This window comes from Streptomyces sp. Ag109_O5-10 (assembly GCF_900105755.1).
Taxonomy (GTDB): domain Bacteria; phylum Actinomycetota; class Actinomycetes; order Streptomycetales; family Streptomycetaceae; genus Streptomyces.
The window spans coordinates 7,576,736-7,596,145 of record NZ_FNTQ01000001.1; the positions used below are offsets into that span (position 1 = coordinate 7,576,736).

The window sequence follows — 19,410 nt, forward strand, 5'->3', positions numbered from 1 at the left end:
ATCCGGGCAGATGCCGCGGGCCCGCGGACTGGTTGCCGTTCGCGCTCGCACAACCCGTAGAGTGGCGCGCACGTACGGCGGAACGACCCGGCCGCCTGACCCGCACCGGGATGCGGATCCGCGCGCGCGGGTATGCGTGCCCGCGGCGGACGCCTTCGCATCGGGGAGCACGACGGCCCGTACGAGAACTTGGCCCGGGCACGAGGAAACGGGGGGCGCATGAGCGGCGAAGCGCGGCACGCCCCGATCCCACGACGCTCCTCGCCCGACCACACCCCGGCGGAGCCCGGCGGAGAACCCGCGCCGGCGCCCGACCCGGCGCGGCCGGGCACCGGCGGCACCGGCCCGGGCGACACCCCCGCCACGGCCGGCGCGTCCCCCCGGGCGGACCGGCCCGGGTTCTTCGACCGGCCGGCCCGGCTGAACCGGTCGCAGCGGCCGGACGTATCCACCGGTGGGGCCGGGACCACCGGGCAGGACCAGCTGCCGGGACGGCCCGGCGGGCAGCAGAGTCGTGATGACCGGACGAGTCGGGGCGGTGCGGTGGGGCAGGTCGAACAGGGGCCGGGGGACCGGGCGGTCGCCCGCTCGACGTCCGCCGAACGCATCGTTCGACCCCGCCACCCCGGCCTCCGGCCGCCACAGGACCAGCCGCCCCGGAACCCGGCCACCGCACCCCTGCCCCCGCCACCGGCCTCGGCCCGCTTCCCGGACACACCACCGGCGCCCTCGGCGTTCCTCGGCGGGGGCACCGGCGGGGAGACCGGTCGCGGGGGGCCGGCGCCCTCGGAGCAGGACTCAGGCCGCGCGGTGCCGCCCGCGTCCACCGGGCGGGGGACGGGGCGGACCGCGCCGTTCCGGCTGTCGTACGGCTCGGCCCCGGCGCCCCGCCGCGTGGACTCCGGGTCGGCACCACCCGCCCCGCCACGCCCCCTCCGCGCGGCGGCGGAGCCGAGGCCGTCGTCGGAGCCGGACGAGCGCCGTGCCCCCGCGGGATCGTCGGCCGCGCGCCCGGACACGCCGTCCGCGCCGTCGGGCGACACCACCGGGGACACGTCCGCCACGTCCGGCAGTTCCGGGCCCGGACGGCTGGAACCGCCGCGCGGCGACTACCCGGCCACCGAGATCGGCGCGCGGGACTCGGGCAGCGCGTGGAGCCCGCACATGCGGACGTTCCCCGTCCCGACCGCCCCGCCGCGCCCCGCGACACCCCCGAAGTCCGCCCCACCGCCACCCCGGCCGGCCCAGCCGCCGTCCGCCGACACGCCACCGCGCCCGACGGCCGCCCCGACGGTGGGCACCCCACCGCGCCCGGCCGGCCCTCCGCCGGCCGGCGCCCCAGCGCGCCCCGCTGGTCCTCCGGCGGCGGGCGCCGCACCGCCTCCGACGAGGCACACGTCGACCGGAGCACCCGCACGTCCCGCGGAGCCCGTCGCGCCCGGCGAGTCCGCGCGTCCGACCGGTGTCCGGGCGTCGGGCACCCCGCCGCGTCCGACGGTGGCTCCGGCAGCCGGTGTCCCGGGTGGCGAGGTGCCGCCTCGGACGGGTGGCCCGGGCGCCGCCCGTCCGGCGCGTCCGGTGGGGCTGTCGGACGACGGGGCCCGGCCGCGTTCCGCCGCTGCGTCGGCGACCGGTACGGCGTTCCCGGCCGTGGACGGCCCCGCGCGCCCGGCGGGAGCGCCGCCACGGCCCTCGGCCGCCCCGGCCCCGGCCCGTCCGGACACCGCCCCCATGCCCTCTCCCGCTCCGCCTTCCTACCGCGACACCGCTCCGCCGCCCCACCCCTTCCACCCCGCCCCGGACCCCTCGCTGTCCTGGAGTTCCTCCGTGGGAACTCCCGGCCGGGAGCGGCCCGTTGTCACCTTCGGTGAGCCCGAGGGGTACGACGAGCGTGGGCGGGGGCTGTCGTTGGCCGGTCGCGTGGCACCCCGCACCGTCGCTGCCGCCGCCTGCATGGTCCTCGGCCTCGGTCTCATCGGCGGCGCGGTGACCGGCGGCTGGATCGTCGACGACGGCGGCGACGCGAGCGCGGCCACCAGCTTCAGCTCCGCCTCCGGCCTCTGGCACAACGTGCCCGTCGACGAGCTGTTCCCGCGCACCGTGCAGGGCACCGGCGCCGGCCCGGGCGGAGCCGACCGCGCCTGGACCCGGATCGCCGTCGCCCCGGCCGGCGGCTGCTCCGGCGCCTTCGACCCGCTGCTGCGCAAGGCCCTCGCACCCGTCGGCTGCTCACGCCTGATCCGCGCCACCTACACCGACGCCACCCAGAGCTACGTGACGACCGTCGGCCTGCTGTTCACCAAGGCCGACTCGGCCGGCATGACCGCCCTCGCCAAGCGGTTCACGAGCGAGCGCCTGGACCGCCGTACCGACCTGGTGCCCCTCCCGTACGCCGCGAAGGACACCGCGGCCGAGCGGTTCGGCCCGCACCAGCGCGCCTCCTGGACGATCTCCGTGCTCACCGACGCCCCGGTCGTCGCCTACGCCGTCTCCGGCTGGGCCGACGGCCGTACCGTCGACACCCCGCAGCCCGCCGCCGACGCCGAGGCGTCCGGCGCCACCACGGCCGCGGCCCAGGCCGGCCTCGGCAACGAGGCGGAGGGCCTTGCCGACCGCATCGAACGGCGGCTGCGTCAGAACATCGTCGGTACCGCAACGGAGAAGCCCTCATGAAGCGCCGCGCGACCGGGGCCGCGGTGAGCCTGCTGCTGGCCGGCTCGCTCGCCCTGCTGCCGTCCACGACGGCCTACGCGGACAGCATCCGCGCCCAGCAGTGGGGGCTGTCCGCCCTGCACCTCGACGAGGCCTGGCGGACCACCAAGGGCAGGGGCGTCACCGTCGCCGTCCTGGACACCGGCGTCGAGGCCGACCACCCGGACCTCGCCGGCAACGTCCTGGCCGCCAAGGACATGATCGGCTTCGGCGCCGGGCCGGGTGACCGCGACTGGGCCCGGCACGGCACCGCCATGGCCGGGATCATCGCCGGTCACGGCCATGGTGTCGGCAACGGCGACGGCGTGATGGGGGTCGCGCCCGAGGCGAAGATCCTCCCCGTCCGGGTCATCCTCGAAGACGGCGACAGCGCCCGCGCCAAGGCCCGCTCCACCCGGGGCGACGCCCTGGCCGAGGGCATCCGCTGGGCCGCCGACCACGGCGCGGACGTCATCAACCTCTCCCTCGGCGACGACTCCGACTCCGCGCATCCCGAGCCCAGCGAGGACGAGGCCATCCAGTACGCCCTGAAGAAGGACGTCGTGGTCGTCGCCTCGGCCGGCAACGGCGGCGACAAGGGCGACCACATCTCCTACCCGGCCGCCTACCCGGGCGTCATCGCCGCCACTGCGGTGGACAAGTTCGGCACCCGTGCCGGCTTCTCCACCCGCCGCTGGTACGCCACGGTCAGCGCGCCCGGCGTCGACATCGTCATCGCCGACCCGGACCACAAGTACTACGAGGGCTGGGGGACGAGCGCCGCGTCCGCCTTCGTCTCCGGTGCCGTCGCCCTGATCAAGGCCGCCCACCCCGGGCTCACCCCGGCCCAGATCAAGAAACTGCTGGAGAACACCGCCCGCGACGCCCCGGCCGGCGGCCGCGACGACTCCCGTGGCTTCGGCATGATCGACCCGGCGGCCGCCATCAAGTCCGCGTCCGGACTCAAGACACAGAGCCTGACCTCGGCCTCGTACAGCAAGAAGTACTTCGGCTCCGGACCGGACCCGGAGCAGAGCAGCACCGGCGCGACGGACTGGGCAGCACCGCTGGCCGGCGGTTCGGGCGGCGTTCTGCTGGTGGCGGCGGTGGCCTTGTGGAGAGGCCGCAGAAGAACCCCCTGAGGGCAACGCGCCCCAAAGGGGCGCTGGGGGTACCCCGGCCGAAGGCTGGGGGAGGAACCGTGCGACCAGCCCCCACGCACCCGCACCCGCCCGCGCGTCCCCGCACCCCCCTACTGCGAAGCCGAAGCAGGGGCCGACTCAGAAGATTCAGAAGACTGCGTGGACTCCGTGAACGACCCCACCGCCGCCTTCGCCGCCGCCTCCACCAAGGAGACACCCCCGGCCTGGCTCACGGTCCCCTTCGACAGCACGGCCACCAGATATTCGGTCCCGCCCACCGTCACCCGCCCGATGCTGTTGACGTCCCACAACCCGGTCGTGCTCCGCGCCAGCCACCCGTTCTTCAGCGCGTACCGCGAACCGTCGGCGGCGGCCGAGACCCCCCACCGCTGGTCCGGCTCGACCGTCTTCATCAGCCCCTGGATGTACGCCCGCGAGGCCTCGCTCAGCTTCGAGTCGTCCCCGAACACCTGCTGGAGCAGGGTGAGCTGATCGGCCGCGGTGGTCTGTGTCAGCCCCCACAGCGCTCCGTCGCCACCCTCGGTCGACGTCAGCCCGAACCGCTTGTTCGCGGCGTCCAGCCCCGCCGCCTTCCCGATGACCTCCCACAGCCGGGACGCCGACGTGTTGTCGCTGTTCTCGATCATCTTCGTGGCGTACGCCTTCTCCGTCGCCGTCAGATGCCGGCCCGCGTCCTGCGCCTGCAGCAGCAGCGTCGCCAGGATGTCGACCTTGACGATGCTCGCGGTGTCGAAGGCCGAGTCGCCGTGGACCGCGCTGTCGCCGGAGTCCAGGTCGAGGACGGCCGCCGAGACCTCCGCCCCGGACGGCACGGTCACCTTCCCCAGCGCCGAACTCAGCACCGCGTCCCGGTCCACGGCCGGCCGCGCCACGGGTTCCACCGATGCCTCCCCACTCGCCGGGGCCGAGGAGGACGGCGCCGGCGACGCCGCCGAGGATACGGTGTTGTCGCCGGCGTGCGCCTTCACGTACACGGTGCCCGCCGCGGTGGCCCCGACGACCGCGACCGTGGCGAGGGAGACGTAGAGAAGGCCCCGGCGCGGGGGCCGGGCGCGGCGGCGGGCCCGACGGGATCCTGAGGTGGCTCTGGGGGACTCCATGCCCGCGATGCTCGGGCCGGGGACTGTGCGCGCCGTTTGTCGGACGTTAGAAGCAGGTCAGGGAAATCTGAGATTCCCGTGAAAGTCGTGTCGGGGCGGTTTCGGGGGCCGCACAACCGCAGCAGCATCCCCCCGATAGGGTCGGGGACCGTGGCGAACAAGAACATTCCCGACTCCGGCTACTCCGACGACGACGGCTCGGCCGACCCCCGGCTGGCGGCCGCGCTGGCCGCCTGGGCCGCGGACCGCGGCGCCGTCGGACCGGTGCTGGAAGCGCTGAAGGGCGCCCGGCTCCTGGTCCCGGTGGTCGCCGTCCTCGGCGAGGCCGAAGAGGACGAGAACGGGCTGCGCCGCGACAAGACCAGTGACATGGCCGTCCCCACCCTGAAGGCGGGGCACCGCACCGCGCTGCCGGCCTTCACCTCCACCGAGGCGCTGGCCCGCTGGGACCCGGCGGCCCGGCCTGTCGCCGTACCCCTGCACCAGGCGCTCCAGGCCGCCGCCCACGAGAAGGCCGACACGGTGGTGCTCGACCTGTCGGGGCCGGTGCCGTTCGAGCTGAGCGGTGCCGCGCTGCTCGCCCTCGCCGAGGGGCGTACCACCACCGACCCGCTCGCCGACCCGGCCGTGGTCAGGGCCGTCCGGGCCGCGGTGGCCGCCGAGCCCGCCGTGCTCCGGGCCCACCTCGGGCCCGGGACCGCCGACGGGACACTGGCGCTGGTCCTCGACCAGGCCGCGGCGCCGCCCGCCGAGGCCGCCCGGGCCGTCGCCGAGCGGCTCGCCGCCGACGAGACACTGCGGGCCCGCCTGGTGCGCGGCCTCGACCTGGCACTGCTGCCGGCCGGGACCACGCCTCCGGGCGAGCCCTTGTACGTCAGAGACTGACCGGGGGCTAGCCGTAGACCGGGCCGGTGTACTTCTCGCCGGGGCCCTGGCCGGGCTCGTCGGGGACGATCGAGGCCTCGCGGAAGGCCAGCTGGAGCGACTTCAGGCCGTCCCGCAGCGGGGCCGCGTGGAAGGAGCTGATCTCGGTCGTGGACGCGTCGAGCAGTCCGGCGAGGGCGGTGACCAGCTTGCGGGCCTCGTCCAGGTCCTTGTACTTGTCCCCCTCCTCGGTCAGACCGAGCTTCACGGCCGCGGCGCTCATCAGGTTGACGGCGACCGTCACGATCACCTCGACCGCGGGGACCTCGGCGATGTCGCGGGTCATCTCGTCGAAGTCGGGCTGCCCGGCGTCGTCACCGGGGCCGGGAAGGGGTGTCTCACTCATGCCCCACACGATAGGCGCAGGGGCGCGGAGGCTCTTACTTAGCCCCAGGTCGTCTCAATTAGCCCTGTCCCGGCTTTGCTGCTAGCCTGGACTGACGACCGGCCGGACAGGTATGCCTCACCGCTAGCTGAACCGGCCCACAAGTGGAGGCTTCGAACTCCCACCTGACTGCCCCACGGGCGGCGGGTCACCGGTCAGGCGGTCGCTTCGCCGTTCACGGCGATGGCGTTCCGTCCGATTCTGCGCCCCGCGATCCTCGCGGCGGTGTTCCGGTAGTTCGAGGAGCCCCGCCTGTGATCGTCCGGGGCATTTTTTCTGCTTCGGTGCGGTTAGGTCTTACGGAAACAGACGTTACGCGGTTGCCCGCCAGGCCGCCGTGTGGTGCTACCGAGGAGGATCCATCAGCACCGAGCCCCGCATCAACGACCGGATTCGCGTTCCCGAGGTGCGACTTGTCGGTCCCAGCGGCGAGCAGGTCGGGATTGTCCCGCTTGCCAAGGCGCTGGAGCTTGCGCAGGAGTACGACCTGGACCTGGTCGAGGTCGCGGCGAACGCCCGTCCGCCCGTGTGCAAGCTCATGGACTACGGGAAGTTCAAGTACGAGTCGGCCATGAAGGCCCGTGAGGCGCGCAAGAACCAGGCGCACACGGTCATCAAGGAAATGAAGCTCCGGCCGAAGATCGACCCGCACGACTATGACACCAAGAAGGGTCACGTCGTCCGGTTCCTCAAGCAGGGCGACAAGGTCAAGATCACGATCATGTTCCGTGGTCGCGAGCAGTCCCGGCCCGAGCTGGGCTACCGACTGCTGCAGCGGCTCGCGGAGGACGTCCAGGACCTCGGTTTCGTGGAGTCGAACCCGAAGCAGGACGGCCGAAACATGATCATGGTTCTCGGTCCGCACAAGAAGAAGACCGAGGCGATGGCCGAGGCCCGTCAGGCGCAGGAGGCCCGCAAGGCGGATGCGAAGGCCAACCCCGGCCGCTCGCAGAACGCCGCCGAGGTCGACGCTGCCGAGGTCGACGCCGCCGAGGTAGACGCGGCCGAGGCGCCTGCCGAGGAGCCCGCCGAGGCGTGATCCCGGGGTCAACGCCCCAGGTCACAGCACCAGGGGCGCGAGTCCCAGGATGTAACCGATACAAGAGCGACGTTCTATCGTGCCCGGTTTCACGACCGGGCACCGGAACGCCACCAACGAGGAGATAACGGCGCTATGCCGAAGAACAAGACGCACAGCGGTGCCAGCAAGCGCTTCAAGGTCACCGGCTCCGGCAAGGTCCTGCGTGAGCGCGCCGGCAAGCGCCACCTGCTCGAGCACAAGTCGTCCCGTGTGACGCGTCGCCTCACCGGCAACGCCGAGATGGCCCCGGGTGACACCGCGAAGATCAAGAAGCTTCTCGGCAAGTGACACGCGGGCGCCGGCCGGCGCCCATGAGTCAGCAGTACCGGGACCCAGTCGTTTCCGGGCCGCGTGAGTCCAACCGCGGCCCCGCTACAAGGAGTTAACAAGTGGCACGCGTCAAGCGGGCAGTCAACGCCCACAAGAAGCGCCGGGCGATCCTCGAGCAGGCCTCCGGCTACCGCGGTCAGCGTTCGCGCCTCTACCGCAAGGCCAAGGAGCAGGTCACCCACTCGCTGGTCTACAACTACAACGACCGCAAGAAGCGCAAGGGCGACTTCCGTCAGCTGTGGATCCAGCGCATCAACGCCGCTGCCCGCGCCAACGGCATCACCTACAACCGCTTCATCCAGGGTCTGAAGGCCGCGAACGTCGAGGTCGACCGCAAGATCCTGGCGGAGCTGGCCGTCAACGACGCCAACGCGTTCGCGGCGCTCGTCGAGGTGGCCCAGAAGGCGCTGCCGTCGGATGTCAACGCCCCCAAGGCGGCGTGACGCTGCGCTGGCTTCGGCCGACGTGACTTGAGGACCCGCAGGCTTGAGGGCTTGCGGGTCCTGCTGTTGCCGCCCCGCCGTGTTCGGTCGCGGGCCGGTGGGGGCCGGTCGCGCAGTTCCTCCCCCAGCCTTCGGCCGGGGGGTACCCACAGCGCCCCTTACGGGGCGCTGCCCAGCCGTCTCACAAAGCCGCGGGCAGTCGTGCCGCTGGGGCGGCACGGGTGGGCGCAGCGGCACCCCGCCGACGCGGGCATGTGAAACCGTCGGCCCGGCGTCGGGTGGGCGCAGCGGCACCCCGCCGACGCGGGCATGTGAAACCGTCGGCCCGGCGGTACGAAAGCTACTGATCTCTCCGAAGGTGAACGACAAGATGCCCACCCCCGAGCTGATCTCCCCCCGTTCCGCACGTGTCGTCGCCGCCCGGCGGCTGGGGCGGCGGAACTTCCGGGGGAAGGAGCGGCTGTTCCTCGCCGAGGGGCCGCAGGCGGTGCGGGAGGCGGCCGGGCACCGGGTCGGGGACGCGGCGACCCTCGTCGAGCTGTTCGCGACCGTCGAGGCCGCGGAGCGGTACGCCGACATCGTGGGGGAGGCCAGGGCGGCCGGCGCCCGGATCCACCTCGCCGCCGAGGACGTCATCGCCGACATCTCCACCACCGTGACGCCCCAGGGGCTCGTCGGGGTCTGCCGGTTCCTGGACACGCCGTTCGCGGACATCCTCGCCGCCCGCCCCAGGCTCGTCGCCGTTCTCGCCCACGTCCGCGATCCCGGCAACGCCGGCACCGTGCTGCGGTGCGCCGACGCCGCGGGCGCGGAGGCCGTCGTACTGACCGACGCGTCCGTGGATCTGTACAACCCGAAGGCGGTGCGGGCCTCCGTCGGCTCGCACTTCCACCTGCCCGTCGCCGTCGGGGTGCCCGTCGAGGAGGCCGTCGCGGGGCTGAAGGGGGCCGGCGTGCGGATCCTCGCCGCCGACGGGGCCGGGACCGACGATCTCGACGACGAGCTGGACAAGGGCACCATGGGCGGGCCCACGGCCTGGGTGTTCGGGAACGAGGCCTGGGGGCTCCCGGAGGAGACCCGCGCGCTGGCGGACGCCGTCGTGCGCGTCCCGATCCACGGGAAGGCCGAAAGCCTGAACCTCGCCACCGCCGCCGCCGTATGTCTCTACGCATCGGCCCGTGCACAGCGCGCCTCCGGAGGGTGCCGTTCCGTCACCCTGAGCTAGTAGGGTGACCAGCTCGGGGGCCTGCTGCGCCGTCTGAGAGGTGGAGTACGGGGTATGAGTGTCGGCACCAGCAACGCGCCGGGGGGCCGCGGCACCGGACGCGTACCCGCACCCCGGCACGGCGACCTCACCGGGCTCGGCATCGACCCCGACGAGCTGCCCGACGGCCTGGTGGTCGCCGACGAACACGGTCTCGTCGTCTGCTTCAACGCCGCCGCCGCCCGCATCACCGCCACCGCCCCCGCAGACGCCCTCGGGCGGCGCCTGGAGAAGGCCCTCCCCTTAGAGGACCTGGAGGGGCGGCGCTGGTGGCAGCTCACTGATCCGTACGGCGGTCTCGCCATCCGGGTCGGCCAGCCCGAGCGCAACCTGCTGCTGCCCGGCGGCCGGGAGGTGCTGGTGTCGGCCCGCTACGTGCGGGCCGAGCCCACCGGGCCCGTCCGGCGCGTCGTCGTGTCGCTGCGGGACACCGAGGCCCGGCGCCGTACCGAACGCAGTCACGCCGAGCTGATCGCCACCGTCGCGCACGAGCTGCGGTCGCCCCTCACCTCCGTCAAGGGGTTCACGGCCACCCTGCTCGCCAAGTGGGAACGGTTCACCGACGACCAGAAACGGCTGATGCTGGAGACGGTCGACGCCGACGCCGACCGGGTCACCCGGCTCATCGCCGAGCTGCTGGACATCTCCAGGATCGACAGCGGGCGGCTGGAAGTGCGCCGGCAGCCCGTCGACATCGGCGCGGCCGTCGGACGGCACATCCAGGCCTACGTCGCCGCCGGCCAGCCCGCCGACCGCTTCCTGCTCCGGGTCGAGCAGCCGCTGCCCGGGCTGTGGGCCGACCCCGACAAGATCGACCAGGTCCTCAGCAACCTCATCGAAAATGCCGTGCGGCACGGCGAGGGAACCGTCACCATTGACATCACGGCCACGGCGTCCCCGCGCGAAGGCGAGGAAGCCGGCACGTCGGTCACGGTGAGCGACGAGGGGCCCGGCATCCCGGAGGAGTCCATGAACCGCGTCTTCACCCGCTTCTGGCGGGGCAGCAAGCGCGGCGGCACCGGCCTCGGGCTGTACATCGTCAAGGGCATCGTCGAGGCCCACGGCGGCACCATCACCGTCGGACGTGCCCCCGGCGGCGGCGCCGAGTTCCGATTTACGTTGCCCGTGAGCACGCCGGCGTATCTCGCCTGACGGCCCACGGGCTCTTCGAATACCTCCACCCCGTTAGACTCGGCCTTTGGCACCTTTGTGTCCTTCTCACGGCCCACCAACGGTCTCGGGGACCCACCGCCAGCCAAATCGGAAGCACGGGAAGAGATGTCGGCACCGAATAAGTCGTACGACCCTGTAGAGGTCGAGGCCTTGAAACCGGAAGAGATCGAGCGCATGCGGGACGAGGCGCTCGCCGCCTTCGCCGCCGCGGACTCCCTCGACGCGCTCCAGGAGGCCAAGGTCGCCCACACCGGCGGCACCTCCCCGCTGGCCCTCGCCAACCGCGAGATCGGCGCCCTGCCCCCGCACGCCAAGGCCGCCGCCGGAAAGCTGGTCGGCCAGGCCCGCGGTGCGGTGAACAAGGCCCTCGCCGGCCGTCAGGAGGAGCTGGAGGCCGAGCGTGACGCCCGGGTGCTGGTCGAGGAGGCGGTGGACGTCACACTGCCGTACGACCGCGTCCCGGCCGGCGCCCGCCACCCGCTGACCACCCTGTCCGACCGCATCGAGGACATCTTCGTGGCCATGGGCTACGAGGTCGCCGAGGGCCCGCAGGTCGAGGCCGAGTGGTTCAACTTCGACGCTCTCAACATCGGCCCGGACCACCCGGCCCGCGGCGAGGCGGACACCTTCTTCGTGCAGGGTCCCGAGGGCGGCACGGAGTCCGGTGTCGTACTGCGCACCCACACCTCCCCGGTCCAGATCCGTTCCCTGCTCGACCGCGAGCTGCCGGTGTACGTGATCTGCCCGGGCCGCGTGTACCGCACCGACGAGCTGGACGCCACGCACACCCCGGTCTTCCACCAGGTCGAGCTGCTCGCGGTGGACGAGGGCCTGACCATGTCGGACCTCAAGGGCACCCTGGACCACATGGTCCAGTCGCTGTTCGGCGAGGGCATGAAGACCCGGCTGCGGCCGAACTTCTTCCCCTTCACCGAGCCGTCCGCCGAGATGGACATGCTCTGCTACGTCTGCAAGGGCGAGTCCGTCGGCAACCCCGACCGCCCCTGCCGTACCTGCTCCTCCGAGGGCTGGATCGAGCTGGGCGGCTGCGGCATGGTCAACCCGCGGGTGCTCACCGCCTGCGGCGTCGACCCGGAGAAGTACAGCGGCTTCGCCTTCGGGTTCGGCATCGAGCGGATGCTGATGTTCCGCCACAACGTCGAGGACATGCGAGACATGGTCGAGGGTGACGTCCGGTTCACCCGGCCGTTCGGGATGGAGATCTGATGCGGGTCCCGCTTTCCTGGCTGCGGGAGTACGTCGACCTGCCGGCCACCGAGACCGGCCGCGACGTGCAGGCCAAGCTCATTTCGGCCGGTCTCGAGGTCGAGACCGTCGAGCAGCTCGGCGACGGCCTCAAGGGCCCCCTGGTGGTCGGCCGGGTGCTGACCATCGAGGAGCTGGAGGGCTTCAAGAAGCCGATCCGCTTCTGCACCGTCGACGTCGGCACCGCCAACGGCACCGGCGAGCCCCAGGAGATCGTCTGCGGCGCCCGCAACTTCGCCGTCGGCGACAAGGTCGTGGTCGTGCTCCCGGGCGCGGTGCTCCCCGGCGACTTCGCCATCGCCGCCCGCAAGACGTACGGCAGGACCTCCCACGGCATGATCTGCTCCAGCGGCGAGCTGGGCATGGGCGACGACGGCAGCCACGGCATCATCGTGCTGCCGCCGGAGACCGAGGTCGGCAAGGACGCCATCGAGCTCCTGGAGCTGGTCGACGAGGTCCTGGACATCGCCGTCACCGCCAACCGCGGCGACTGCCTGTCCATCCGCGGCGTGGCCCGCGAGACCGCCATCGCCTACGGCCTGCCGCTGCGCGACCCGGCCCTGATCGACGTGCCCGGCCCGAACGCCTTCGGCTACCCGGTCCAGGTCTCCGACCCGCTCGGCTGCGACCGCTTCACCGCGCGCACCGTCACCGGCCTGAGCCCCGAGGCCCGCTCCCCGATCTGGCTCCAGCGCCGCCTGCAGAAGGTCGGCATGCGCCCGATCTCCCTCGCCGTCGACGTCACCAACTACGTGATGATGGAGCTCGGCCAGCCGCTGCACGCCTACGACCGCACGCTGGTCCAGGGCACCATCGGCGTCCGCCGGGCGGCCGAGGGCGAGAAGATCGTCACCCTCGACGGCGTCGAACGGCAGCTGCACGCCGAGGACCTGGTCATCACCGACGACCGCGGCCCGATCGGCCTCGCGGGCGTCATGGGCGGCGCCAACACCGAGATCGCCGACCACGCCGACGTGGAGAACGCCACGACCGACGTGGTCATCGAGGCGGCCCACTTCGACGCCGTCGCCATCGCGCGCACCGCCCGCCGGCACAAGCTCTCCTCCGAGGCCTCCCGCCGCTTCGAGCGCGGTGTCGACCCGCAGGCCGCGGCCGCCGCCGCGCAGCGCACGGTCGACCTGCTGGTGCTGCTCGCCGGCGGCACCGCCGAGGCCGGCGTCACCGAGGTCATCACGCCGTCCGCGCCGCACACCATCACGGTCGCGGCGGACCACCCGGACAAGGTCGCGGGTGTCGAATACGGCCGCGAGACCGTCGTCCGCCGCCTCCAGGAGGTCGGCTGTGACGTCTACGGGCAGGACGAGTTGCTCGTCACCGTCCCGTCGTGGCGGCCCGACCTGCTCGAACAGAACGACCTGGCCGAAGAGGTCATCCGCCTGGAGGGCTACGAGAACCTGCCCTCCACGCTGCCCAAGCCGCCGTCCGGCCGGGGCCTGACCCACCGGCAGCGGCTGCACCGCCGGGTGGGCCGCGCGCTCGCCGGGGCCGGCTACGTCGAGGCGCCGAACTACCCGTTCGTCAGCGAGCAGGTCTTCGACCAGCTGGGCCTGGCCGCCGACGACCCGGCTCGCCGCGTCGTCCGGCTGACCAACCCGCTCAACGACGAGGAGCCCGCGCTCCGCACCTCGCTGCTGCCGGGCCTGCTCGGTGCGCTCCGGCGCAACGACGGGCGCGGTGCGCACGACCTGGCGCTGTTCGAGACCGGCCTGGTCTTCCTGCCGCGCGCGGAGCAGGGCGTCGCCGGTCACCTGCCGGTCGACCGCCGCCCGACCGACGCGGAACTCGCCGCGCTCGACGCCGTGCTGCCCGAGCAGCCGCGCCACGTCGCCGTCGTCCTCGCGGGCGCCCGCGAGCAGGCCGGCTGGTGGGGCAAGGGCCGTCCGGCCGACTGGGCCGACGCGGTCGAGGCGGGGCGCACGGTCGCGCGGGAGGCCGGGGCCGAGCTGGTCGTGCGGTCCGGGCAGTACGGGCCGTGGCACCCAGGCCGGTGCGCCGAGCTGGTCGTCGTCGCCGACGACGGCGCGGAGCGGATCGTGGGCCACGCCGGTGAGCTGCACCCGCGCGTCGTCAAGGCGCTCGGGCTGCCCGCGCGCACCAGCGCGATGGAGCTGAACCTCGACGCGCTGGAGCAGGTGGGCGACGGTACGCCGCAGGCGCCGAGCATCTCCACCTTCCCGGTGGCCACGCAGGATGTCGCCCTCGTGGTCGACAAGACGGTGCCGGCGGCGGAGGTCGAGGCGGCGCTGCGCGAGGGTGCGGGTGACCTCCTGGAGGCCATTCGGCTGTTCGACGTGTATGTCAACGACGAGCAGCTCGGCGACGGGAAGAAGTCGCTGGCGTATGCGCTCAGGTTCCGTGCCGGGGACCGGACACTGACGGTCGATGAGGCGTCGGCGGCTCGTGATGCCGCGGTCGCCCTTGCCGGGGGGCGCACGGGGGCGGTGCTGCGCGGCTAGTCGCCGTGGGCGCGTCCCCGTCCGGCGCTTGCACGTACTGCCACCTGCATAAATGCGGGTGTCCTGTGGGTGGTCACTCATTTGGGTGAGATCCATCCGGGACATGGCCCAGTCGGGGCATGCCGTCGACAGAATCGGACCGGCCTTTCGGGGTCGGTCCGTCTGTTCTGTCAGGGCCTATATGGGGGCCATCGGCATGATCCGCAACAAGGCTGGGGTTCCCCGCAGCAGGCGGCCCCGGACGACCTCACGGCCCAGGCGCCGTGCCCTCGCGCTGGGGCTGCCCACGGTGTGGGGCGCCGTCGCCGTCGGCTACAAATTCGGGTGCCCGCTGGCCGAGCAGCACGCGCTCGGCGCGCGGATCGTCACCAGCGCCGTGTTCTTCGCCGTCGGCACCGGTCTGATAGTCCATGTCCGCCGGACCCTGCTCAGGGAGCTGCGGCAGGCCCGCATGGTCGCCGGCGCCGCGCAGAGCGTGCTGCTGCGCCCGTTGCCGCCCCGGCTCGCCGGGCTGAACGTGGCGGCCGCCCAGCTCTCCGCCGACCGGGGCGCGAGCATCGGCGGCGATCTCTACGAGGCCGTCGCCACCGAGCACGGCGTGCGGGTCGTGATGGGCGACGTACGCGGGCACGGACTGTCGGCGATCGGTACGGTCGCCGCCGTCCTCGGCAGCTTCCGCGAGGCCGCCCACGACGAACCCGAACTGGGCCGGGTACTCGGCCGCCTGGACCGCGCCCTCGCCCGGCACCTACGAGAACGAGCCAGGGCCGAACACCCGTCCAGCGGCCAGGATCCGGACAGCCCGGTCGCCGAGGAGTTCGTCACCCTCCTGCTGCTGGAGATCACGGGAGACGGCGGGCTTCGGGCGATCAACTGCGGTCATCCCTGGCCGTACCTGCTGAGCGGTGCGCGCGTGGAGCCCCTGTCGGCGGCCGATCCGCTGCCGCCCCTCGGGCCCTTCCCGCTGCCGACGGACCTGACCGCAACCGACTGCGGCCAGTTGCTCGACGGCGAGTCGCTCGTCCTCTTCACGGACGGCGCGGAGGACGCGAGAAGCCCCAAGGGCCACTTCTTCTCCCTGCCGGAAGCGCTCAGGGAAGCGGTACGGGACCGCCCGCTCTCCCCTCAGACCATCCTCCGAGCGGTCTTCACCGCCTTGCTCCACCACACCAGCGGCCGCCCCACCGACGACATCGCGCTCCTGGTGCTTCACCACGAACGCCGGCACCCACACCCCTTCCCGGGGGCGCGCGGAACCGCGCGAGCGAACCCCACGCACCCGCAGCCGACGACGCACGGCTAGTGCCGCGGCAGGCAACGTTTGCCCGTCAAGGAGCGGCGTCCGGTGCGTGCTCTCGGCGTGCCGGCCGGAAGTCCTCGTACTGGATGTACTTGGGCTTTCGGCTGGTGCGGCGAGAGTGCGTGCCGGGCGTCGTGACGGGGCGAACGTTGCCTGTTGCGGCACTAGCCCCTGAACCCCGGCCGAGCCGGCGGCCAGGCCACCGCACTGTACGAGGGGGAGCCGGCGGCCCGGCCGGCCTCTTGCGAGGCAGTTCAGTCAACCGGCCCGACACGTTCCGCGACAGTGCGCGCACGCTACGGATTCGCGCACTTGGTTCACACCCCGTGTGAACGCACCCGCACTACGCTGACGGCACCAGGCCACTCGGGGGGCATCCATGCAGCCCAATTCTCTGCTCGACGCGATCCTGGACGAGGCGGGGATCTCGCACGCCGGTCTCGCCGCCCACGTCAACCAGGCGGGCCGGGCCCGTGGACTCTCGCTGCGCTACGAACACACCGCCGTCGCCCGGTGGCTGAAGGGCCAGCGGCCGCGCGGCCAGGTGCCCGACCTGATCTGCGAGGTGCTCGCGGCCCGGCTGCACCGGCCGGTCACCCTCGACGACATCGGCCTCGGCGTCCCCGGCGAGCCCAGCGTTCCGCACGCCACCTCGCTCTCCGGTTTCGTCGAACGGGCCACCGCCCTGTGGCGCTCCGACGAACAGCAGCGCCCGCACATACTCGGCGCCCCCGCCGTCACCGGCACGCCCGCCGTGATGCCGGTGTGGGAGTGGGAGAACCCCCCGGAGGACGTCGACGTCTCGCGGGGCGGGCGGCACCGGGTCACCCCGGCCGACCTGGAGATGCTGCGCGCCGCCCGGGCACACTACGAGCAGATGTACCGCAAGGCCGGCGGCATGGCCACCCGCACCCGGATCGTCGGCTTCCTCAACGCCGAGGCGGCGCCGCTGCTGCGCGGCAGCTACACGGATGCCACGGGCCGTCAACTGCACCGTGCCACCGGGGGACTGGTGGCGATCGCCGGCATCTGCGCCTACGACTCCGACGCCCACGGCCTCGCCCAGCGCTACTTCCACCAGGCGCTGCGCCTCTCCAAGGCCAGCGGCGACCGGGGACTCGGCGCGTACGTCATCGCGCTCCTGGTCAACCAGGCGCTGTTCATGCGGGAGTTCCGGCAGGCCGTCGCCTTCGCGGAGGCCGCGCTGCGCACCGCGGGCAAGCACATCACTCCCGCCCTCGCCTCCGACCTCTACGCGATGCAGGCGAAGGCGTACGCCCACCTCGGCGACGGCACGAGCGCGCTGTCCTGCATCCGGCGGGCCGAGTCGGCCGCCGAACGCATCCGGCGCGGCCACGAACCCGACGAGACCGGCTATGTCCAGCCCGGCCTGGTCAACGTACAGGTGGCCGAGGCGCTGCTCAGCCTCGGCGAGCTCGCCGCCGCCCGGGAGCATGCGGCGGCCGCCGTCGACAACCCCGCCCACGACCGGGGGCGGGTGCACCGGCTCGCCATGCTGAGCACCATCGAACTGCGCCAGGGAGACGCCGAGAACGCGGTGGCCACGGCCGTGCAGATGGCCGAGCAGGCCCGCGGGATGGAGTCGCAGCGCCTGCGCGACAGACTCCGCGCGGTACGCGAGCACCTGGTGCGCAGCGGCGGTGCCGGAACCGCCGAGGCCGCCGAGCTGATCGACGGTGCACTGCGCGTACCGCTCCAGGTGCGGTAGGCCTTCGAAGCCGCTGCTGCGATATTGCCACTTACTCGGCGGAAGGTGGCAGAACCGTGCAGTGGACGAAACAGAACGAACAAACTGTGTATGAAAACCGCTGGTTCAGCGTGAATCTCGCTGATGTCGAGCTGCCGGACGGCCGGCACCTCGACCACTTCCTGATACGGCTGCGGCCCGTGGCCGTGGCGACGGTGGTCAACCGGGCGGACGAGGTCCTCCTCCTGTGGCGGCACCGTTTCATCACCGACAGCTGGGGCTGGGAACTCGCGGCGGGAGTCGTCGAGGACGGCGAGGACATCGCCGTGGCGGCCGCCAGGGAACTGGAGGAGGAGACCGGCTGGCGGCCGGGAACCCTGCGCCATCTGATGACCGTGGAGCCGTCCAACGGCCTCACCGACGCCCGGCACCACATCTACTGGTCCGAGGAGGGCGAGTACGTGGGACACCCCGTGGACGACTTCGAGTCGGACCGCCGGGAGTGGGTCCCCCTCAAGCTCGTCCCGGACATGATCGCCCGCGGGGAGGTCCCGGCCGCCAACATGGCGGCCGCGTTACTCCTGCTGCACCACATGAGGCTCAGCGAAGACTAGTGGGCCAGCGTCTGCCAGACGGTGACGACGAGGGCGCCCAGTGCGGTGAGCGCGGCGATCGAGGGCAGGGGCCAGCGGGCGTGTTCCAGCGAGGCGAGGCGGGTGTTCAGGTCGTCCAGTTCCTTGGCCGTCTCCCTCGTGCGGTGGCTCAGAAGGTTCAGCCCTCCCTCGACCTGTGCGTAGGCCACATCGAGGCGACGGCGTAACTCTGCGAGTTCTCCTTGGACCACGGGATGCTCTGGTTCGGTGGCCACGGGTCCGCTCCTTTGCGTAGTCGAATGGGTCGTTCCGTGTCCCTTGCATGCGCATGAAGAGTGAACTCGCCTGGTGAGCGCGTGGGGAGAGTGTGCGACGGGCATATGCGGGCCCGGGGCGCACACGGTGTGTGAAACACACGGGCCCGGCACCGAGGACGGTGCCGGGCCCGTGGAACATCGCTGCCTGTGACCAACCGGGGGTGATCAGCCGTACGTGTAGAAGCCCGAGCCGGTCTTCCGGCCCAGCCGGCCGGCCTCGACCATGCGCTGGAGCAGCGGGGGAGCGGCGTACAGCGGCTCCTTGTACTCGGCGTACATGCTGTTCGCGATGGAGACGATGGTGTCCAGGCCGATCAGGTCGGACAGCTTCAGCGGGCCCATCGGGTGGGCGCAGCCCATCTCCATGCCGTTGTCGATGTCCTCGCGGCTCGCGATGCCGGACTCGAACATCCGGATGGACGAGAGCAGGTACGGCACCAGCAGCGCGTTGACCACGAAGCCGGAGCGGTCCTGGGCCCGGATCGCGTGCTTGCCGAGCACCTTCTCGGCGAACATCTGGGCGCGGCTGAGGGTGCCCTCGGACGTGGTGAGCGCAGGGATCAGCTCGACCAGCTGCTGCACCGGGGCCGGGTTGAAGAAGTGGATGCCGATCACGTGGTCGGGACGGGAGGTCGCGACCGCCAGCTTGACCAGCGGGATCGAGGAGGTGTTGGACGCCAGGATCGCGTCCGGACGGGTCACCACCTGGTCGAGCACCTGGAAGATCTCCGTCTTCACCTGCTCGTTCTCGACCACGGCCTCGATCACCAGGTCACGGTCGGCGAACTCGCCGAGGTCCGTGGTGAAGCTCAGCCGGGCGAGCGTGGCGTCCCGCTCCTCCTCGCTGATCTTGCCGCGTTCAGCGGCCTTGGCCAGGGAGCTGTGCAGCCGGGTGCGGCCGATCTCCAGGGCCTCGCCGGTGGTCTCGGCGACCTTCACGTCCAGACCGGCGCGGGCGGCGACCTCGGCGATGCCCGCTCCCATCTGGCCGCAGCCCACGACTCCGACCTTCTCGATGTCGGTCACATCGTCCCCTTCGCTGATCTACGAGCGGCCGGCAGGACCTCCGGATCCGGCGCCTGCTCCGTTCGAGCACGTTACCCGTAAGTATCGATGATCGATCGTCCGGGTGCGGGCATCCTGGGCCGCGAAGCGATCCGTGAACACGCGGATCCGGAGAGTGAGAGGGTCCCAC

General features: G+C 72.5%; 17 protein-coding genes. 13 read left to right on the forward strand and 4 right to left on the reverse strand.

The genetic code is table 11. The features are described from left to right. Positions 1 to 1,731 precede the first annotated feature (1,731 nt). Positions 1,732 to 2,673 carry a hypothetical protein gene (locus BLW82_RS34535; protein WP_256216043.1) on the forward strand — a complete coding sequence of 314 codons (942 nt, stop codon included), beginning with the start codon at positions 1,732 to 1,734 and terminating at the stop codon, positions 2,671 to 2,673. Then, positions 2,670 to 3,833 carry a type VII secretion-associated serine protease mycosin gene (gene mycP, locus BLW82_RS34540; protein ID WP_093505156.1) on the forward strand — a complete coding sequence of 388 codons (1,164 nt, stop codon included), beginning with the start codon at positions 2,670 to 2,672 and terminating at the stop codon, positions 3,831 to 3,833. Before BLW82_RS34535 ends, mycP begins: the two co-directional genes overlap by 4 nt. A gap of 110 nt (positions 3,834 to 3,943) precedes the next feature. Here mycP and BLW82_RS34545 read toward each other — a convergent pair whose 3' ends face one another. Continuing rightward, positions 3,944 to 4,954, reverse strand: coding sequence for a serine hydrolase (locus tag BLW82_RS34545; protein ID WP_093505158.1), 1,011 nt, complete (start codon positions 4,952 to 4,954; stop codon positions 3,944 to 3,946). 150 nt (positions 4,955 to 5,104) lie between these two features. Between BLW82_RS34545 and BLW82_RS34550 the strand changes: the two genes are divergently transcribed. Continuing rightward, positions 5,105 to 5,839, forward strand: a complete 735-nt coding sequence (locus tag BLW82_RS34550) for an SseB family protein (RefSeq protein ID WP_093505160.1) — start codon at positions 5,105 to 5,107, stop codon at positions 5,837 to 5,839. 7 nt (positions 5,840 to 5,846) lie between these two features. Here BLW82_RS34550 and BLW82_RS34555 read toward each other — a convergent pair whose 3' ends face one another. Continuing rightward, on the reverse strand, positions 5,847 to 6,224 hold the full coding sequence (locus tag BLW82_RS34555; protein WP_093505162.1) for a DUF1844 domain-containing protein: 378 nt from the start codon (positions 6,222 to 6,224) through the stop codon (positions 5,847 to 5,849). A gap of 376 nt (positions 6,225 to 6,600) precedes the next feature. Between BLW82_RS34555 and infC the strand changes: the two genes are divergently transcribed. The 10 genes from infC (at position 6,601) to BLW82_RS34605 (ending at position 17,919) form a co-directional block, all read left to right on the forward strand. Further along, positions 6,601 to 7,302, forward strand: coding sequence for a translation initiation factor IF-3 (gene infC, locus BLW82_RS34560; RefSeq protein WP_177233165.1), 702 nt, complete (start codon positions 6,601 to 6,603; stop codon positions 7,300 to 7,302). A gap of 135 nt (positions 7,303 to 7,437) precedes the next feature. After that, positions 7,438 to 7,632 carry a 50S ribosomal protein L35 gene (gene rpmI, locus BLW82_RS34565; protein ID WP_046726698.1) on the forward strand — a complete coding sequence of 65 codons (195 nt, stop codon included), beginning with the start codon at positions 7,438 to 7,440 and terminating at the stop codon, positions 7,630 to 7,632. Between the two features lie 101 nt (positions 7,633 to 7,733). Next, entirely contained in the window at positions 7,734 to 8,117 is a 384-nt protein-coding gene (rplT, locus tag BLW82_RS34570; protein ID WP_006141703.1) for a 50S ribosomal protein L20, read from the forward strand. A gap of 370 nt (positions 8,118 to 8,487) precedes the next feature. Then, the gene (locus BLW82_RS34575) at positions 8,488 to 9,342 is read left to right on the forward strand and encodes a TrmH family RNA methyltransferase (RefSeq protein WP_093508433.1); all 855 of its coding nucleotides are present in this window, start codon (positions 8,488 to 8,490) and stop codon (positions 9,340 to 9,342) included. Positions 9,343 to 9,396: 54 nt separating this feature from the next. Next, a complete protein-coding gene (locus BLW82_RS34580) occupies positions 9,397 to 10,533 on the forward strand; it encodes a sensor histidine kinase (protein ID WP_093505165.1) in 1,137 nt (378 codons plus the stop codon). 126 nt (positions 10,534 to 10,659) lie between these two features. Continuing rightward, positions 10,660 to 11,781 (forward strand): phenylalanine--tRNA ligase subunit alpha, encoded by a 1,122-nt coding sequence (gene pheS, locus BLW82_RS34585; RefSeq protein WP_093505167.1) that lies wholly within the window; start codon positions 10,660 to 10,662, stop codon positions 11,779 to 11,781. Beyond that, positions 11,781 to 14,297, forward strand: coding sequence for a phenylalanine--tRNA ligase subunit beta (pheT, locus tag BLW82_RS34590; RefSeq protein WP_093505169.1), 2,517 nt, complete (start codon positions 11,781 to 11,783; stop codon positions 14,295 to 14,297). The genes pheS and pheT overlap by 1 nt, the downstream gene beginning before the upstream one ends. Positions 14,298 to 14,493: 196 nt before the next feature. Further along, the gene (locus BLW82_RS34595; RefSeq protein WP_093508434.1) at positions 14,494 to 15,600 is read left to right on the forward strand and encodes a PP2C family protein-serine/threonine phosphatase; all 1,107 of its coding nucleotides are present in this window, start codon (positions 14,494 to 14,496) and stop codon (positions 15,598 to 15,600) included. Between the two features lie 376 nt (positions 15,601 to 15,976). Beyond that, entirely contained in the window at positions 15,977 to 17,326 is a 1,350-nt protein-coding gene (locus BLW82_RS34600; RefSeq protein ID WP_093505171.1) for an NsdA family TPR-like regulatory protein, read from the forward strand. A gap of 56 nt (positions 17,327 to 17,382) precedes the next feature. Continuing rightward, complete coding sequence (locus tag BLW82_RS34605) at positions 17,383 to 17,919, forward strand: NUDIX hydrolase (protein ID WP_093505173.1); 537 nt, start codon at positions 17,383 to 17,385, stop codon at positions 17,917 to 17,919. Here the strand turns inward: BLW82_RS34605 and BLW82_RS34610 are convergent. After that, complete coding sequence (locus BLW82_RS34610; protein ID WP_093505175.1) at positions 17,916 to 18,173, reverse strand: hypothetical protein; 258 nt, start codon at positions 18,171 to 18,173, stop codon at positions 17,916 to 17,918. The two genes, BLW82_RS34605 and BLW82_RS34610, sit on opposite strands and share 4 nt — an antisense overlap. 207 nt (positions 18,174 to 18,380) lie before the next feature. Further along, complete coding sequence (locus BLW82_RS34615) at positions 18,381 to 19,241, reverse strand: 3-hydroxybutyryl-CoA dehydrogenase (protein WP_093505177.1); 861 nt, start codon at positions 19,239 to 19,241, stop codon at positions 18,381 to 18,383. Positions 19,242 to 19,410 lie beyond the last annotated feature (169 nt).

Excerpts from the sequence above, each read along its gene's own strand:
- BLW82_RS34535 (WP_256216043.1), top strand. The coding sequence starts at position 1,732 with ATGCCCTCTCCCGCTCCGCCTTCCTACCGCGACACCGCTCCGCCGCCC.
- mycP (WP_093505156.1), top strand. The coding sequence starts at position 2,670 with ATGAAGCGCCGCGCGACCGGGGCCGCGGTGAGCCTGCTGCTGGCCGGC.
- BLW82_RS34545 (WP_093505158.1), bottom strand. The coding sequence starts at position 4,954 with ATGGAGTCCCCCAGAGCCACCTCAGGATCCCGTCGGGCCCGCCGCCGC.
- BLW82_RS34555 (WP_093505162.1), bottom strand. The coding sequence starts at position 6,224 with ATGAGTGAGACACCCCTTCCCGGCCCCGGTGACGACGCCGGGCAGCCC.
- rpmI (WP_046726698.1), top strand. The coding sequence starts at position 7,438 with ATGCCGAAGAACAAGACGCACAGCGGTGCCAGCAAGCGCTTCAAGGTC.
- BLW82_RS34575 (WP_093508433.1), top strand. The coding sequence starts at position 8,488 with ATGCCCACCCCCGAGCTGATCTCCCCCCGTTCCGCACGTGTCGTCGCC.
- BLW82_RS34580 (WP_093505165.1), top strand. The coding sequence starts at position 9,397 with ATGAGTGTCGGCACCAGCAACGCGCCGGGGGGCCGCGGCACCGGACGC.
- pheS (WP_093505167.1), top strand. The coding sequence starts at position 10,660 with ATGTCGGCACCGAATAAGTCGTACGACCCTGTAGAGGTCGAGGCCTTG.
- pheT (WP_093505169.1), top strand. The coding sequence starts at position 11,781 with ATGCGGGTCCCGCTTTCCTGGCTGCGGGAGTACGTCGACCTGCCGGCC.
- BLW82_RS34595 (WP_093508434.1), top strand. The coding sequence starts at position 14,494 with ATGATCCGCAACAAGGCTGGGGTTCCCCGCAGCAGGCGGCCCCGGACG.
- BLW82_RS34600 (WP_093505171.1), top strand. The coding sequence starts at position 15,977 with ATGCAGCCCAATTCTCTGCTCGACGCGATCCTGGACGAGGCGGGGATC.